This window comes from Rothia sp. LK2492 (assembly GCF_040946345.1).
Classification (GTDB): domain Bacteria; phylum Actinomycetota; class Actinomycetes; order Actinomycetales; family Micrococcaceae; genus Rothia; species Rothia endophytica.
Genome location: NZ_JAYWLX010000006.1, coordinates 84,132 through 100,560, shown reverse-complemented (window position 1 = coordinate 100,560; position 16,429 = coordinate 84,132). Strand labels below are relative to the sequence as shown.

Annotated in this window: 14 protein-coding genes; 2 read left to right on the top strand and 12 right to left on the bottom strand. The window is 55.3% G+C overall.

What is annotated here, in order from left to right:
- Nucleotides 1-19: 19 nt before the first annotated feature.
- The 5 genes from VVR27_RS08385 to leuS form a co-directional block, all read right to left on the bottom strand.
- Nucleotides 20-910, bottom strand: a complete 891-nt coding sequence (locus tag VVR27_RS08385) for an MBL fold metallo-hydrolase (RefSeq protein WP_346873066.1) — start codon at nucleotides 908-910, stop codon at nucleotides 20-22.
- Complete coding sequence (locus tag VVR27_RS08380) at nucleotides 907-2,211, bottom strand: ComEC/Rec2 family competence protein (protein WP_368547934.1); 1,305 nt, start codon at nucleotides 2,209-2,211, stop codon at nucleotides 907-909. Before VVR27_RS08380 ends, VVR27_RS08385 begins: the two co-directional genes overlap by 4 nt.
- A gap of 275 nt (nucleotides 2,212-2,486) precedes the next feature.
- Nucleotides 2,487-3,380, bottom strand: a complete 894-nt coding sequence (locus VVR27_RS08375; protein ID WP_368547933.1) for a helix-hairpin-helix domain-containing protein — start codon at nucleotides 3,378-3,380, stop codon at nucleotides 2,487-2,489.
- 177 nt (nucleotides 3,381-3,557) lie between these two features.
- Complete coding sequence (locus tag VVR27_RS08370) at nucleotides 3,558-4,445, bottom strand: DegV family protein (protein WP_368547932.1); 888 nt, start codon at nucleotides 4,443-4,445, stop codon at nucleotides 3,558-3,560.
- Nucleotides 4,446-4,534: 89 nt separating this feature from the next.
- Nucleotides 4,535-6,973: a leucine--tRNA ligase gene (gene leuS / locus VVR27_RS08365; RefSeq protein WP_409349948.1), complete on the bottom strand. Its 2,439-nt coding sequence runs from the start codon at nucleotides 6,971-6,973 to the stop codon at nucleotides 4,535-4,537.
- 239 nt (nucleotides 6,974-7,212) lie between these two features.
- On the opposite strand from leuS, the gene VVR27_RS08360 reads away from it, so the two are divergent.
- A complete protein-coding gene (locus tag VVR27_RS08360) occupies nucleotides 7,213-8,133 on the top strand; it encodes an alpha/beta fold hydrolase (RefSeq protein WP_368547930.1) in 921 nt (306 codons plus the stop codon).
- Nucleotides 8,130-9,230, top strand: a complete 1,101-nt coding sequence (locus VVR27_RS08355; RefSeq protein ID WP_368547929.1) for a glycosyltransferase — start codon at nucleotides 8,130-8,132, stop codon at nucleotides 9,228-9,230. Before VVR27_RS08360 ends, VVR27_RS08355 begins: the two co-directional genes overlap by 4 nt.
- Here the strand turns inward: VVR27_RS08355 and VVR27_RS08350 are convergent.
- The 7 genes from VVR27_RS08350 to pyrF all read right to left on the bottom strand — a co-directional run bounded on the left by VVR27_RS08350 (nucleotide 9,227) and on the right by pyrF (nucleotide 16,426).
- Nucleotides 9,227-11,392: a primosomal protein N' gene (locus VVR27_RS08350; RefSeq protein ID WP_368547928.1), complete on the bottom strand. Its 2,166-nt coding sequence runs from the start codon at nucleotides 11,390-11,392 to the stop codon at nucleotides 9,227-9,229. The two genes, VVR27_RS08355 and VVR27_RS08350, sit on opposite strands and share 4 nt — an antisense overlap.
- Before the next feature lie 12 nt (nucleotides 11,393-11,404).
- Entirely contained in the window at nucleotides 11,405-12,610 is a 1,206-nt protein-coding gene (gene metK / locus VVR27_RS08345) for a methionine adenosyltransferase (RefSeq protein WP_368547927.1), read from the bottom strand.
- A 43-nt stretch (nucleotides 12,611-12,653) separates the two neighbouring features.
- Nucleotides 12,654-13,895, bottom strand: coding sequence for a bifunctional phosphopantothenoylcysteine decarboxylase/phosphopantothenate--cysteine ligase CoaBC (gene coaBC / locus VVR27_RS08340; protein ID WP_368547926.1), 1,242 nt, complete (start codon nucleotides 13,893-13,895; stop codon nucleotides 12,654-12,656).
- Nucleotides 13,896-13,907: 12 nt separating this feature from the next.
- Nucleotides 13,908-14,291 (bottom strand): DNA-directed RNA polymerase subunit omega, encoded by a 384-nt coding sequence (gene rpoZ, locus VVR27_RS08335; RefSeq protein WP_368547925.1) that lies wholly within the window; start codon nucleotides 14,289-14,291, stop codon nucleotides 13,908-13,910.
- A gap of 143 nt (nucleotides 14,292-14,434) precedes the next feature.
- Nucleotides 14,435-14,989 (bottom strand): guanylate kinase, encoded by a 555-nt coding sequence (gene gmk / locus VVR27_RS08330; protein ID WP_368547957.1) that lies wholly within the window; start codon nucleotides 14,987-14,989, stop codon nucleotides 14,435-14,437.
- A 30-nt stretch (nucleotides 14,990-15,019) separates the two neighbouring features.
- Entirely contained in the window at nucleotides 15,020-15,334 is a 315-nt protein-coding gene (gene mihF, locus VVR27_RS08325; RefSeq protein ID WP_346873078.1) for an integration host factor, actinobacterial type, read from the bottom strand.
- Between the two features lie 237 nt (nucleotides 15,335-15,571).
- Nucleotides 15,572-16,426, bottom strand: coding sequence for an orotidine-5'-phosphate decarboxylase (gene pyrF, locus VVR27_RS08320; RefSeq protein WP_368547924.1), 855 nt, complete (start codon nucleotides 16,424-16,426; stop codon nucleotides 15,572-15,574).
- Between the last annotated feature and the right edge of the window lie 3 nt (nucleotides 16,427-16,429).

Sequence of the window (16,429 nt, the reverse complement as noted above, 5' to 3'; positions counted from 1 at the left end):
GCGTCTATTGTCCCTCCGTCTATTGTCCCTCCAGGGTTACCACAATTTCATGATCTCGTTGTTCCAGTGCGATGCTGCCGCTTTGGTCAGTTCTGACTACAGACACACCGTGTTGCTTGAGGTAGTCCGTGATGACTTGATGAGGGTGGCCGTAGTCATTACCCCGCCCTGCGCTAATCAGCGCCAGGGCAGGGTTTGTTGCACCGATGAGTTGGGTGCCGCTTCCTCGAGATCCATGGTGCGCTACTTTCAGGATGCTAGCTTCTAGATTCTCTGGCCTCGGGATGAGACGACCGGCGGCTGCCTCTTCAAGGTCACCCGTTGTTAGAACTGTCAGTGGTTGCTCCCCACCAACACGAAAGTGCAGAACTAGCGAAGTGTTATTAACCAAAGCATTGCTGCCCTTCTCCCCCGGTACCCTATCGAGGTTATCTGGCGGCCACAATACCCTGACCTCAGCATCCGTGCCTAAGGAAAGTTTTGGGATGTATTCATCTGAGCTGGCTAACTGTGTCAACTCAATGCCCTGAGGCACTTGAGCAGGATCAAAGTGTGCTGACGTAAAAAGGTGAGCTATGGGGTAACTTTCCGCCAGCTCGCTCAGGGCGCCATAGTGGTCACTGTGCTGGTGGGTTATGAACACAGCGTCTAGCCTCTCAACCTGGGCCCACTCTAGGCAGGCTTCTAAATCGCTGTAGCTATCCCCCGTATCAATAAGGGAGACTTGGTCTTCCACAGTACGCACCAGGTGGGCATCCCCTTGACCGACATCGCAGGTAATCCACTGCCAACCGTCCGGTGCCTTGGCAGAACTCGTCTTCTGGTTGAATAGGCTCAGTGCAAGAACACTGAGTAAAAGACAAACTGAAATGATGAGCCTGCGACGGTCTTGGGGCGATGTAGCGCTCACTTTCTGCTTCCCTGCTGTGACAGGATTGGCTGGCGAACTGGTGGTGGTCTGTTGAGTCTGCTATCTGCGACTATGATTCCTGCCGAGAAAAGGGCAACCAGGGTAGTGATGCCCGCCATTGTCTGTGGGCTAGCTGGCAGGGCTACGGAGCTTGCAGGCAGGTGGGTGACCCAAGAGGCCACTGCGTGCACACTGCCCGCTAGTAGCTCACCAGCCCAGAAGAGAAAGGACGCGAGGAAGCTAGCCCAAGGGCCCAGTGTCGCACCGATTAGGAGAAGGAGCCCCACGAAGGTGAGGGGGGCAACCATCGGAGCTACCAGTACATTAGCTAGCACGGTGTAGGGGTAGACGGCATCGGACAGCAAGAGAATGACCGGGGCGCACCAGAGCGCTGCGGAGAATGGAATGGCAATGACGTCTGCTAGAATTCCGGGCAAAAATTTTGAGGCTAACCTTCGTAGTGCTGGCGCCAGGAAGAGTAGAGAGGCAGTGGCGATGACAGAGAGAGCGAACCCATAGTTACTGGCTAGTTCTGGAGAGAGGACCAGCAGAACTAAAAGACAGGTGCACAGGGCTGCCACGCGGTGAGCACCGTGCCCAAGAACCATACCTAAGCCGCCCAAAATACCCATGACCCAAGCTCTGAGTACTGAACCGTCTAACCCAACCAAGCCGACATAAAGGGTGGCGGAAATCAGACCAATAAGAACCAGTGCGTAACGACTAATACGAATTTTTTGCGCAAGACGGTAAGAGACCACAAATACTAAGGAGATATTAGCCCCCGATACAGCGGTCAAGTGGGTTAGCCCCGCTACCCGCATCCTGTTAACAGCCTCAGCACTGAGGGATGAGTCATCACCGTAAGCCATACCGAGAAGCAACCCGGCAGCGTCCCTTCCTACCTCCTGCACAACCCGCTCCCTGACCATAGTCTTGTGACCGTACATGGGAGGCGGTGATACATCAGCGCTTTGGGAGTAAAGTCCTCCTTTGACACGGTAGTAGCTACCATCAACGGTGAGGGTGCCCACCCCTGTTACCTCGCTGCCGGCTTCAAAGCGGCTATCGGTAAAAATACTTAGGGTTAGAGACTGGCCAAGAATTTGCCCTCGGTATTCAAGCTCCCCAATTCGCACTTGTGTCAATGAACCGCCGTAAGCACTGGGAGAGGATGCGAGAACGGAACCGGAGAATCGAACTCCCTGGCCATTTGCCGCGTCCAGGAAGTCCCAGCGCTCCTGGTAACCACGAGCGGTAATGAGAGCGCCCTGGATGCAGGTAAGGAGTAAGCAGAGCATCATGACCCCTAACAGCGGTTGCAGTCTGAACCGCCACGAAATAGGCGCCGAGTTTTTGGTCAGTGGTAGAAGAGCTGTTGCTGCAGCTAGGAAGCCCAGACTTAAAAGCGCTGCCCCACTACCACTCAGAATCCATATAAAGGTAAAAGCCCAAACACAGATAGATGGGGCCAGCAATCGTGCGTCCAACAGACGAGGTAATTCTCTGAGGTGAAGCTGTCTGTCTCTATCAGAGAGCCAGTACTCCCTAAAGCGCTCCGATCCCCGTACAGCCTTCATAGTGTCACCAAATCTCTGAGATTTTCCATGGTTGCCGGCCCAATTCCCGAGACCTGGTCCAGCTCTTCGATGTTTTTAAACCCGCCGTGCTCCTCGCGCCAGCTAATAATATTTGAAGCAAGCACCTGACCGACCTTTGGAAGGGTTTGTAACTCTTCTGCGGTTGCAGTATTGATGTTGACCAGAACACTGGCGCCACCAGTAGAAACCTGACCGGGCGCTGGCCCACCATCGGCAAGCCCTGTTGCACTCTGAAGTGGGGCTTCACCGGGAGTTGGGAGGTAGATTTTCACCCCGTCAGAGAGCTTATCTGCCAGGTTTACCGCCCCTGTCTCAGCTTCGGGAAGGGCGCCGCCAGCCACCTGAACCGCATCGTTCACGCGACTATCGGGAGGAAGAGTATAAACGCCCGGAGCAGCAACAGCACCGTCCACATGAACCGTCAGAGACTCTTGTGGGGCAGGTCTTAAAGACTCCTGCTGCGCTGAGCCACTAGGATATTGGGAAGCGGAGGTAGAGCCGGTCGAAGAAGGAAGCGCGAGTGATACCGTTTCAGTCTGGCCAGGAAGAGAACCTTTAATCGTGGTCCAGAGCGTCAACAGGGTAAGTAAGACCGCCACGGTGGCAATGAGCCCACTGGGAATTTTCCACCGTATAAGGTGCTGATCTGGTGAAGAAGAATGATGAGGGTTTGCTTCTAGCGTTTCTTTAAGGAGGGCGCGGCTACGTTGAGCCGATGATGTGTGTACCCTTGCCCGCTGAGAACCGTAGCGGCGGCTCCTTAGTAGGCGCTCTGTCTCTGGGTCATCTAGAGATTTCTGTGGTCCTGTGCTCTCCGCAACATCATGTAGGATCCAGCCTGGACCATCTTCTCGCCTGCCATGTTTCATGACCCCAGGATAAGCGCGGGCGTAAGCCCTGAACTCTAGAACGAGAATCTGTGGATAAGAGCCACTCGGCTGACAGCTAATGTATCTCGCCAGTTCCCACCCACCTCGGTGAACCTGAGACGAGCCTTTAACCAGCCAGCTACATTCTATCCACAGTCTGATTCACCGATGTAGGGCCTAATACACCACTGCTGCCAGAGCGCCTAAACCTGAGTGGGCAGAGAGCACCGGTGGAAGGGGCAGTAGCTCAGCATCTTTGGCTGGCTCACCCAGCGATCGCTGAAATTCCTGGGCTTGCAAGAGATTACCGCAGTAGTGGACGGCGACGACCCGACCGGTAGGTGCTGGAACACCGGCGGCAAAACGATGAGAGCCCTTTGCCTGCTCAGCGCTGAAGTCTAGGGTAAGTTCGGTGAGCCGTTCAATAGCTTTTGGCGTGGTACGCGGCCTTTCTAAGTAAATCAGCTTGCCGTCAAGTACCGTGGCAACTGGCCGTATCTGAAACATCTGTGCCACCATTGCCAGGGCAGGAGCAACACGGCCGCCCCGTTTGAGGGCATCCAGTGTTGGGATAAAAAAGAACAGTTTGACAGCGGCGCACAGGTCTTCTGCGACCTCTACGGCAGTCTCTAAATCATCGGTATTTTCAGTAAAACGGTAGAGGTTCATAACGACCTGGCCGAGTGCCATAGCTAGATTTTCAGAATCAATAACGGCTACCGGTAGCTGAACCATATCAGCGGCAACTCGCGCCGCGTCGCAGGTGCCAGAGAGCGCCCCCGAGAGATGAATAGAAATGATACCCGCATACCCTTGGCTAGCAAGCCGTTCGTAAACTTCTATAAGCTCCCCCGGTGAAGCGCCTGAGGTGGTGACCTGTTCCCCCTGGACGTGGGCGGTGACGATAGCAGCATCAATCTCGGCGGAGCTCAAACTCTCCAGCGGCTGCCCAGCAATGGAAACAGGTAAATCAACCTGGGCCAAGCCACCTGAGGCTGTGGCTGCGGCAAAGAAATCGGCAGGCAAGGCAGCCGAAGAGTCAGTCACGATAGCTATAGAACGCACCGTTCCACTCTACCGCCTCCCGTGCGTAGAGAAGGGGGCAGCCAAGGTCATCATGACCTTGGCTACCCCTTCAGCTCAGAAATAAAACCCTAAATAACGATGTTCACGAGTTTGGGTGCTCGAACGATGACCTTGCGAATCTCGGCGTCCCCAATGGAACGCTGAACTGCCTCGGATTCCAACGCTAGCTTCTCAAGATCGCCTTCAGAGATGTCCTTAGAAACTTCCAGGCGATCCTTTACCTTGCCCTTGATCTGCACGATAGCTGTGACGGTATCGTCTACCAGCTGGGCCTCATCTACCTCGGGCCAGCCTGCAGTCAGCACGGGGGTCTTGTGACCCAACAGGTGCCAGGCATCCTCAGCGGTGTAGGGCGCGTAAAGGGAGAGTAGAATCGCGATAGCTTCAGCGGCTTCGCGGACGGCAGGGTCCCCAGCACCAGCACCGGAGTCAATGGTCTTGCGGGTGGCATTGACCAGCTCCATGGTCTTAGCAACCAGCACATTGAACTTGCCGGTTTCAGCCAGCTTGGCAGCATCAAACATGGTGCGGTGCACCAGCTTGTGCAGATCCTTATCACCTTCTGAGCCAACAACACCAGGGGCGCTGGTGACGTCGTTGGCAACGCGCCATGCGCGGGCCAGGAACTTCTGTGAACCTGCCGGTGACACGTCTGCCCAGTCAACGTCGTCCTCAGGGGGCGAGGCAAAGACCATGACGGTTCGCACGGCGTCCACACCGAACTTATCGAGCTGTTCACCCAGGTCAACGCCGTTACCCAGTGACTTGGACATAGCCTTGCCCTGGTTGAGCACCTGGCCCTGGTTCATGAGCGCCTTGAAGGGCTCAGAATGGTAAATGAGGCCAAGATCACGGATAACCTTAGTAAAGAAACGGGCGTAGAGCAGGTGTAGAATTGCGTGCTCAACACCGCCTACGTACATATCAACCTGGTTCCACTTCTTCATCTGCTCGGGGTCAAAGACGCCGGCATCAAAGTTGGGTGAAACATAGCGCATGAAGTACCAGGAGGAATCCACGAAGGTATCCATGGTGTCCGAATCGCGCTTGGCAGGTTTGCCACATTCGGGGCAGGCAACAGTGTTCCACTCATCGGCTGCGGCCAGAGGTGACTGTCCCTTGGGGGCCAGGTCTTCACCGGAGAGATTGTCGGGCAGACGAACGGGTAGCTGATCTTCTGGGACCAGAACTTCACCGTGCTCTTCACAGTGAATCACGGGAATGGGGCACCCCCAGAAACGCTGGCGGGAGAGCAACCAATCACGCAGGCGGAAGTTGACCTTACCCTTCCCTGTGCCCTGCTCTTCCAGCAGCTCGATAACCTTGCTAGTAGCCTCTGAACGGTTCAGCCCGTTCAGGGGGCCAGAGTTAATGTGGTTGCCGTCGCCAGCTGTCGCCACGCCGCTTTCAGCGGGATCTTCTTCACCGGTTTCGACCACGGTGATGACAGGGATATCGAATTTACGAGCGAAGTCCAGGTCTCGCTGGTCGTGGGCGGGTACAGCCATCAAGGCACCGGTCCCATAGTCAGCCAAAGCATAATCGGACGCCCAGATGGGCAGCTTATCGCCGGTCAGGGGGTTGATAGCGTAGCGACCCAAGAAGACACCGGTCTTCTCTCGGTCTGATGCCTGACGATCAATATCAGAGAGCACCTTGATGCTCTCGCGGTAGTGCTCCAAAGCCTCGCGCTGCTCATCGGTGACCAACTCGATTGCCAAATCAGCATCTGCTGCCACGATGAAGAAGGTAGCACCAAAGAGGGTATCCGGGCGGGTGGTGAAAACATCAACGGTAGATGCCTCCTTACCCTCGGCAGCCTCAACGGCAAAACTGACCTCGGCGCCCTCGGAGCGACCAATCCAATTACGCTGCATAGCCAGCACACGCTCGGGCCAGTGACACTCCAGATCCTTCATATCATCCAGCAGTTCCTGGGCGTAGTCAGTGATCTTGAAGTACCACTGGTTCAGAGACTTCTTTGTAACCTGGGTATGGCAGCGCTCGCACTCACCGTTGATGACCTGTTCGTTGGCCAGAACGGTCTGGTCCTTGGGGCACCAGTTGACCTGGGAGTATTTACGGTAGGCTAAACCCTTCTTGTAGAACTGCTGGAAGAGCCACTGGGTCCAGCGGTAGTACTCGGGGTCAGAGGTGTGCAGGCGGCGTGACCAGTCAGCCATAATGCCGTAGCGCTTGAAAGAACCCGCCTGAGTCTCGATGTTCTTGTAGGTCCACTCTTTGGGGTGGGTGTTGTTTTTGATAGCCGCGTTCTCTGCGGGTAGACCAAATGAATCCCAGCCGATGGGATGCAGAACGTTGTAGCCCTTTTGCTTCCAGTACCGGGCAGTGACGTCCCCAATAGCGAAAGCCTCGGCGTGACCCATGTGAAGGTCGCCTGATGGGTAGGGGAACATATCCGCTACATAGCGTGTCTCTTTGCCCTCTTCATTGGTGGGTTCAAAGACCTTGGTGTCTTCCCAGTAGGGCTGCCACTTAGTTTCCATCGCGCGAAAATCCCAGGTATTTTCGGTCTGTTCGGTAGTTTCTACCTCAGCAGTCACTTGACTTCCTGTCTGTACGAGTAGGTTGAGCTTTGAGTTTTGGGCACACGAAAGGCGCCGGTGTCAAAACCTTTGGGTACAGTCTATCGGTTCTCCCCATTTTTCGCCGGAGCGACCAGTTTTTGGACGGCGCTGGGCGGGAGCGTGCAGCGGGGCCGCGACCGCAGCGGTAGAGTAAAGGGGTGAGTGAGAAAGCTAGAGTATCGATGCCCCCTGCCAGCGTTTTTGAGCTACACCCTACCGTCACTTCCCATGGGAAGCTCCACGAAGCTACGGTGAACGGTTCACTCACCCGATGGTGGGAATACGGGGATAGCACCGCTGAAACCCTTGTCTTGATCCACGGTTTTAGGGGGGATCACCACGGGCTTGAGCTTCTGGCCCAGGGGCTGCTGGACTACCGCGTCCTCATCCCTGATTTGCCGGGTTTTGGCAGGTCTGAACCTATGCCGGCAGCAGAGCACACCGTGAACACCTATGCCGCCTGGCTAGCGGAATTTCTGAGGCTTACTGGTCAAAACCCTATCCATCTGGTGGGTCACTCATTTGGGTCTATCGTCAGCTCCTATCTCACAGCTACCCGGCCCCATCTGGTTCAGAGGCTGACACTCATTAATCCTATTTGTGAACCCGCCTTGGAGGGCAACCAGAAACTGATGAGCCGGCTAGCTGAGATGTACTATGCGGCCGGTGCTCTCCTGCCTGCTCCTCTTGGGTTCAGTCTGCTAAAATCGCACATCATCACCAGAATCAGTAGCGAATTCATGATGAAGAACAGCCATGCAGAACTTAGGAATTTTATTAACGGTCAGCACGCAGCCTACTTTGGTGCTTTCTCTTCACGCGCTGCTGTGCTTCAAGCCTACCGAGCTTCCATCTCATCAACCGCTGCGGAGTTCACCCCCACTATCGATCTACCGATACAGATGATAGTGGCGCAGGAAGATGACTTGGGGAGCATGGAGGGCCAGCGAGCCATGTTCGCCGCTCTTCGGCGGGGCCGTTTAGACGTAATTCCCGAGGTCGGGCACCTCATCCACTACGAAACTCCTCTCCGCGCTGCTGCTCTCATTGCTGATTTCCACCAGGAGCCCATCCGATGAAACTGATAATCGACGCCCGCTACACCCGCATCGGCGTACACGACGGTATCAGCCGCTACACGGCGTCCTTACTAACAGCGCTCAAAGAGTTGCAGGACGCTGGGCACCCCGCAGTACCGGAGGACCTTCAGCTGGCTATGGTGATTAGTGATGAGCGCCAGTTAGGGATGCTTCCCGAACTTCCTCACGTCAAGATTTGCTCACCCACTTCCCCTTTGGAACCCACGGCTGCTCTTCAAATCAACCGTTATCGGCCAGAGGTGGTCTTCTCCCCCATGCAGACCCTGGGGCTCGGGGGCTGGGGGCGGAAGTTCAAGCTGATACTCACCCTTCACGATCTGATTTACTACGCCCACCCTGATCCGCCGGGGTTCCTCCCTGCTCCTGTACGCGCGGGCTGGCGAGTCTTTCATACCACCTACGCTCCGCAGCGATTTTTGCTCAACCGGGCCGACGCCGTGGTAACGGTGTCTGAGACTACTGCAGGTCTGATGAGGCAACACAGCCTAACGAGCAAACCCCTTCACGTGGTGCCTAACGCCCCCCAGAGCAGGATAAAGAGTCAAGACCAAGCGCTGAGCCTACTTCCGCAGCGCACCAAAGATTTAATCTACATGGGGTCTTTTATGCCCTACAAAAACGTAGAGACACTAATAGCGGCGATGGGCTCCCTACCGGATTACACTCTGCACCTGCTCTCTAGGATTTCTCCCGCTCAACAGCGCGAACTAGAGCTAAAAGCTGGGCCCAACATTGTGTTTCACAACGGTGTCGATGAAGAGGCTTATACAGCCTTGCTGAGCACAGCCGCTGCTCTGCTGACCGCTTCAAAAGATGAAGGGTACGGTCTGCCGGTGGTAGAGGCGCAGTCGGCAGGGTGCCCCGTAGTGCTCAGCGATATTCCTATCTTTAGGGAAATCGCCCCCTCGGCGTTCTTTGCTAACGCTAACTCCCCCAGTGAATTTGCACGGGCAGTGCGAGATCTTGAAGATCCGCAGGAAGCGAAATATCGAGTTGAAGCTGGGCTAGCTGATGCTGCACGTTATAGCTGGCATACCTCAGCTATTAAGCTCCTCAACCTTCTTGGTGAGCTTTAGAGAATATCCAAACCATCGCAGCGCACCTGAACCGGTTCACTTTTTTTGAGTGCTGAAAGGGAGGCCTTGACAGCTCGAAGATGACGGGTGAAATCGTGCCCACGGGCATAGGTAAAGAAGAGAATAGCTCGGTAGATTTCACCGTCTATCTCTGGCTCAAAATAGTCACTAGGCTCCTGCAGGGGCACCGGCCCGCTGACCCGAACGTCCTCAGGGATTTCAAGAGAGGCCAGGAAAGTCTCGATACCCTTCTCGCTGCCGGTAATAGCCGCCGTACGGACGGCCGGCGGCAAGCCAATATCATGCCGTTCATCAATCTCCCACAGGGCGTAGCCCATCGGGTCCCACCTCACTAGCGCCTCAAGCACGGGTGAAGGGCTGGCAGTTGTCACTACACGGCCACCAACAGCAAAAGACCGCACCAGAGCTGCAGCGTTAAACCAGCGGCGCAAGGCAGTTTCTGGAGCCCGAAGAGAATCAGCCTGCATCATTCGATCAGCATCCAGCAGCAGAGCGGCTGAATACCCTCCCTCTGCAACTGGCTCTCCCCCGGGGGTAGCAATCACCAAAGCAGGTTCAGGGCCAATGGAAGATCTAATATTCTCCCCACTAGAGCTAATGATCGGCACATCAGGGAAAGCGCGGCCCAGTTCCTCAGCGGTGCGAAGGGCTCCTACCGCACCTGAGCGCCATCTCCGCTCGCCACAGTCCGTGCAGGCCCAGTTTTTAGCTATACGCCCGCACCACCCGCATTGGGGCAGTGCTTGACCATAAGCCAGTGAAAGGGGGCCACGGCAGTCGCGGCACCGCGCCGGCATGTGGCAGCGCTGGCAGCTGAGGCTAGGTATGTAGCCCGCTCGCGCAACCTGAACCAGCACCGGTCCCTGCTTGAGAGCGTCCTGGGCCACGGCAAAAGCTTGGTGCGGAATCCGAGCTATAGCAGCCAGGGGGTCCCTGGCCAGCTGGTAGTCATCGCCCGTTGGCAGCACCCGCGGAGTGAAAGAACGGACGACCGCGCGATCAGCTGATAGCAGGCTAGCCCAACGGCTCCGTACGAGTCGTGCAGCCTCGCTGCTGACGGCATACCCCATGAAAAGAGCCGCAGAATCCGTCAGTGTAGCACGCAAAAGGAGGACGTCACGGGCATGGCAGTAGGGCGCGCGCTGTTCAATCAGTGAAGAGTCCCCATCATCCCAACAGGCAACAAAACCAAGATTTTTTACAGGCGCATATGCTGCTGAGCGCGTTCCAATAACGATGTCTGCTAGCCCCTGCTTTGCACGCAGAAAACTTTCATAGCGCGGGGTAGGGGCATCATTGGCTGTCAGCCGGGTATAGCGTTCAGGCGAGGTAAGCTGAGCAAGCGCTGCTTCAAGACGCTCCAAACTTTTGAGATCAGGGACAACACCCAGCGCTCCCCTGCCGTGAGCCGCAGCTTGCACAAGGCTCACGGCCATGAGGTCTTCCCAGCCGTGTTCCGGGTGTGACGGCAGCACGCTCATTACGGCGCGAGCCGCGGCCCCAGCAGCAACATCATCGCAAAATTCTATGCCCTGGGTGTAGTCTTCGAAGGCCGAAATATCCGGTGTCTGAAGAGGCTCTGGCTCTGCCTCTAGGACCTCATCGGTCATAGTATCTGCTACCCGGCCTGGCTCTGGACTTCCCTCTGCGTCTTCACTCTCAGATGAACTGACAGACGACGCAGGCGCTAGGTACTGCTGCTCAACACTGGCGACTCGGGGCGGTACAGCTAGGCGCAGGACGTCGGGCACAAGGCCGGCATAACGATCAGCAAGAGCATCGGCCAGCTCAAAGATTTCAGCATCCACCACGGGCAGAGGAGAAACAATCTTATGCAGGGGCACAAGCCTGGTCGGGGAATCGGACCGGGCTACGCGCTCGCGAAGCCAGCCAGTCACCTCCCTGCCACCAAATTTGACCCTCACCCTCACCCCTGACTGAGCCTCGGCATCAAGCGCGGCAGGTACAGCGTAGTCAAAGAGTCGATCAAGATGGGGCACATGGGTATCAATATGAACCCGCGCAACGGGCAGGCTAACGGCGCTATCTTCTGCTTCGGTTGAACCTGCCTGAGAAGGCAAAGAAACACCGAACCCCTGCAACAGGTCTGGTTGCAGGGGTTCGGTGTTAAAGCTGGTCATGTAGCTAGTTTACTATAGGCCAACAGCGGCTTTCAGCTCGGCTACACGGTTGGTACGTTCCCAGGTGAAGTCAGCTCCCTCACGGCCAAAGTGGCCGTTAGCCGCAGTCTTCTTGTAGATAGGGCGGCGCAGCTCAAGATCACGAATGATGGCTAGTGGGCGCAAGTCAAAAACTTCACGGATTGCCGCCTCAATCTTGTAGACAGCAACCTTCTCTGTTCCAAAGGTCTCAACATAAATACCGACGGGAGTAGCCTGGCCGATGGCGTAGGCAACCTGAACCTCAGCACGGTCTGCTAGACCGGCTGCCACAATGTTCTTGGCTACCCATCGCATAGCGTAAGCAGCCGACCGGTCTACCTTTGAGGGGTCCTTACCGGAGAAAGCACCACCACCATGGCGGGACATGCCCCCATAGGTATCAACAATAATCTTGCGACCAGTCAGGCCAGCGTCGCCCACGGGGCCGCCCTGAACAAAACGCCCAGCAGGGTTAATAATGAGTTTGGCAGCGCTAGTGTCAAAATTGAAGTTAGCGAGGACGGGCTCAATCACGTGCTCACGGACGTCAGCAGCCAGCCGGTCTAGATCGTAATCGGCAGTGTGCTGGGTTGAAACTACCACCGTATCAATGGTGACGGGGGTGAAATCTTCGTTGTACCCCATAGTTACCTGAGTTTTACCGTCAGGGCGTAGGTCGGGCAGAGTGCCGTCCTTACGCACCTTGGTGAGCTGCTCAGCAAGACGGTGCGCCACAAAGATGGGAGCAGGCATCAAAGCCTTGGTCTCGTTAGTTGCGTACCCGAACATAATGCCCTGGTCGCCGGCGCCCTGCTTATCAAGCTCATCGACCGCTGTGCCCTGGCGTTCTTCGAGAGAGGTATAGACGCCTGCGTTGATATCACCGGACTGTTCACCGATAGAAACGGAAACACCGCAGAACTCCCCATCGAAACCGTGGGTTGAGGAGTTGTAGCCAATATCCAGGATGGTTCTGCGCACGATGCTGGGGATATCGACGTATCCGTTGGTGGTTACCTCACCGGCAACGTGTACCTGCCCGGTAGTGACCAAGGTTTCAACAGCAACGTTAGAGCGGGGGTCAGTCTCAAGGAGAGCGTCGAGGATGGCATCAGAAATCTGATCACAGATTTTGTCAGGGTGACCTTCGGTCACAGACTCACTGGTAAAAAGGCGAAGATGGTTATTTTCAGTCACGGTTCTACTGTACTTCTCTTGGTCTAACTGGAGGTAAAGATGATTAATTATTGAGGTGTTGCGCTACATGACGCAGGAGGTCTTCAGAAACTTCATATTTAGTTCCCTGAGTCACCAAGGGCTCAACCCCATTGTCAGAAAGGATGGTCAGAGTATTGACCTCAGTCCCAAAACCCTGGGTGGCGCTCACGGTATTAACCGCTAGATAGTCGCACCCCTTACGGGCTAACTTTGCACGTCCGTAGTCCAACGGACTGGAGCTCTCATCACCGGTTTCAGCTGCAAATCCAACGATAAGCTGTGGGCCAGTCTCTCGGTTAGCTGACCGATGTTCCACGAGCTCTCGCAGAATATCCGGGTTACGCACCAGATGTATGACGGGGTCCTGCCCCGGATCATCGGTCTTCTTAATCTTGAAGTCAGCGTAGTCAGCCGGTCGGAAATCCGCCACAGCAGCAGCCATAATCACAACGTCGGCCCCTGGTGCCGCTACTAAAGTAGCCTCGCGTAGCTCTCTTGCGCTAGACACACGGGTTACGGTATCGAGGCCGGTCGGAAGCTCCACTTCCACATGTGCCGCGATGAGGTGCACACTGGCTCCTAGCTGCTTCGCCGCACGCGCCAGGGCGAAACCCTGCTTACCTGAGGAACGGTTACCCAAAAAACGGACCGGATCTAAATTCTCACGTGTGCCCCCAGCGGTAACTACCACGCGGCGTCCTGACAAGGGCACATCAGCCGGGGCCGCTTCATCCACGTCCCACCCTAAAATTGCTTGTGCCTGCGCGAAAATATCATCGGGCTCTGGCAAGCGACCGATTCCGGAATCAGGCCCCGCCAGGCGCCCAACGGCTGGTTCAATAATGTGATAACCAAAACCGCGCAGAGTCTTAACATTAGACCTGGTAGCTGGGTGCTCCCACATTTGAGTATGCATCGCTGGGGCCAGAATCACCGGAGCATAGGTGGTGAGAACCGTTGCCGAGAGTAGGTCGTCAGCTCGACCACTGGCTAAGCGTGCCATCAAATCTGCCGTTGCCGGCGCAATGACAACAGCATCGGCTTTCTCTGCCTGGCGCACATGATTGACCTCGGGCACCCGGTCAAAAACATCAACCGACACAGGGTTACCGCTAAGAGCTTCAAGAGTGGGCCGGCCAATGAACTTAAGAGCCGCTTCGGTAGGAATAGCTACTACCTCGTGGCCAGCTTTAGAAAAAAGACGCAGGAGCATCGCTGCTTTATAAGCAGCGATGCCCCCGCCAATGCCGATAATGACGCGCATTGTTTTTAGAAACTATGCCTGTTCGGCGTCTTCAGCATCGACGTATTCCACGAAGGGCTCTTCGATGTAGAAATCTGCACCCAGGAAAGCGCTGGATTCGTCGTCGTGAATCAGGGTGCCGTTTTCATCAAACTTGCCATCGGGAACGTGGCGAGCTTGAACCAGATCTTCATTAATTTCACGCATAGCCACAGATAGTGACTTCTCGTTGGGCTCTGAATCAACCAGGGGACCTACGTAATCGTAGAGGTTCTCGTGCAGCTGTGAGTAGTAAGCGTTGATCTGACGGGCACGGCGAGCACCGAAAATCACCAGACCATACTTAGACTCAGCCTTCTTAATCAGAGCGTCTGCGCTGGGGTTGATGATACCTTGATCGTTGTGTGCGTTAGCCACGTAAGACTCCATCTTTACTGGACTGCGCCACCGCAATCCGGTGGCAAAAACTCTACTAATACTATCGGCGAACCGGTTTTTTGTCACGTAAAACGCAGGCGGCCCAGAGGTGATGTTCCACTAGTGCCGCCCGCGCTGACTCTTTAGCGCTCTACGCCCATGAGTTCAATAATCGCTTCGGCAGCTTCTGGCACCGAATCATTAATGACCGTATGGTCAAACTCGGGCTCAGCCTCCAGCTCAACTTTTGCTGTTTCAAGCCGCATCTGCTGTTCCCTGGCAGATTCAGTACCTCTACCGATGAGGCGGGATACCAATTCATCCCAGCTAGGAGGCGCCAAGAAGATCAGCTGAGCTTCTGGCATGGCGTTACGCACCTGACGTGCGCCCTGCAGGTCAATCTCAAGAAGTACGTTTTTCCCAGCTTTGAGCTGACGTTTAACCATAGAGCGGATGGTTCCGTACTTGTACGAGTTATGCACGGTTGCCCACTCCAGCATCTGACGGTTTTCGACCATTGAGTCAAACTCTTCATCAGAGACAAAGTAGTAGTGGACTCCGTCTTCTTCACCAGGTCTGGGATCACGCGTGGTAGCAGAAACCGAGAACCATACGTCCGGGTAGTTCTCACGAATGTAGGTAGACACGGTCCCCTTGCCTACAGCTGTTGGACCGGCCAAAACGGTGAGTGTGGGTATCTGGTGAGTTTCTGCCACGGTATCTAGCCCTTAACGGTCAAGAAGATTGATGAGTGCTCGACGCTGGTGGATGCCAAGACCACGCAAGCGGCGAGACGCAGCAATATTCAGATCTTTCAGAATATTTTCAGTCCGAACTTCGCCAACACCCGGTAGGGAGGTGAGAAGATCGGTTACCTTCAGTCTAGCGACAGCTTCATCAGTTTCAGCGCGCTGAAGGACCTCTGAAATGGTAATTTGCTTGTTCTTAACAGCCTCTTTGATTTCAGCACGGATAACACGGGCTTTTTTGGCCTTTTCACGGGCTGCGGCGCGCTGTTCTTCGGTGAGGGGTTTGAGGGGCATGATTGCCTTCCTTAGGTGCGAGGTGTTCACGGTGCGAACATGGAATATACAAATGTGGAATAGCTTTTTTCTTATAGGTAATATCCAGAGGGAAATTAAACGAAAGCTATTTGCGACCAAACAATTATAAATTAGCACGTCAGGCGGTTTTTTCAAAGTAAGTTACCCGCGGGTAATGTAATTAATATAAAAATGGCGGGGAGGCTTCCTTCCCCGCCATCTTATTCTCATCTAACCCTATCGTGAGGCCGAGTCCAGCTCCTCAGCAGCACGCTGTGCGGCGTCCCTCAAACCAGAACGATGAGGCCCGGCGCTCAGAACACCGCGGCTAGAGTTCACCAACACTTGGCGCTCAATGCCTTCAAAGACCCTGTAAAGATCGTCGGCTGTAGCACCCTGGGCCCCGTATCCGGGTGAAAGAATTGGCCCATTGAATGTTGAAAGATCTATGTTGAGCTTAGACAAGGCATGACCCACCGTAGCCCCAATGACCAGACCACAGGGGCCCATCTTCTGCCAGGCAGAAGATTCATTTTCACGCTGAGCTGCTTGAACAATTGAGCCCGCTACCGACTTTTCAGGCCCCCCAATGTGCTGCACACTCCTTCCTTCCGGGTTAGAAGTAAGAGCTAGCACAAAGGTGCCTCGCTGGTTCTTTGAGGCGAGGTCAAGGGCTGGTCGCAAAGATTCAAAGCCTAGATAGGGGCTCAAGGTTACTGAATCGGTGGCCAAGGGCGAGGCCTCTCCTAGCCAGGCATCGGCGTAGGCAGCCATGGTTGACCCAATATCTCCGCGTTTAGCATCTGCCACCACCAAAACGTCCTGCTGAGCAGCTTCAGCCTGAAACTTCTCTAGCACCGCAAGACCGGCTGAGCCGTGACGTTCGAATAGAGCTACCTGGGGTTTGAGAGCCGCCGAAACGTCACCGCAGGCGTCCAGAATGGTGAAGGCAAAGCGCTCCAAGGAGGCAGCTGTATCTTCAAGTTCCCACTGAGCTAGGAGCCCTGGGTGGGGGTCAACCCCCACGCACAAAGGGCCCTTCTGTGCCATTGCGCGTGAAAGTCGATCACCGAAAGGAAGCACATTGCTCATACG

Bases quoted from the DNA above. Each gene is read 5' to 3' on its own strand.
- VVR27_RS08380 (WP_368547934.1), bottom strand. From the start codon at position 2,211: ATGCTCTGCTTACTCCTTACCTGCATCCAGGGCGCTCTCATTACCGCT.
- VVR27_RS08375 (WP_368547933.1), bottom strand. From the start codon at position 3,380: ATGAAACATGGCAGGCGAGAAGATGGTCCAGGCTGGATCCTACATGAT.
- leuS (WP_409349948.1), bottom strand. From the start codon at position 6,973: ATGGAAACTAAGTGGCAGCCCTACTGGGAAGACACCAAGGTCTTTGAA.
- VVR27_RS08355 (WP_368547929.1), top strand. From the start codon at position 8,130: ATGAAACTGATAATCGACGCCCGCTACACCCGCATCGGCGTACACGAC.
- VVR27_RS08350 (WP_368547928.1), bottom strand. From the start codon at position 11,392: ATGACCAGCTTTAACACCGAACCCCTGCAACCAGACCTGTTGCAGGGG.
- coaBC (WP_368547926.1), bottom strand. From the start codon at position 13,895: ATGCGCGTCATTATCGGCATTGGCGGGGGCATCGCTGCTTATAAAGCA.
- mihF (WP_346873078.1), bottom strand. From the start codon at position 15,334: ATGCCCCTCAAACCCCTCACCGAAGAACAGCGCGCCGCAGCCCGTGAA.
- pyrF (WP_368547924.1), bottom strand. From the start codon at position 16,426: ATGAGCAATGTGCTTCCTTTCGGTGATCGACTTTCACGCGCAATGGCA.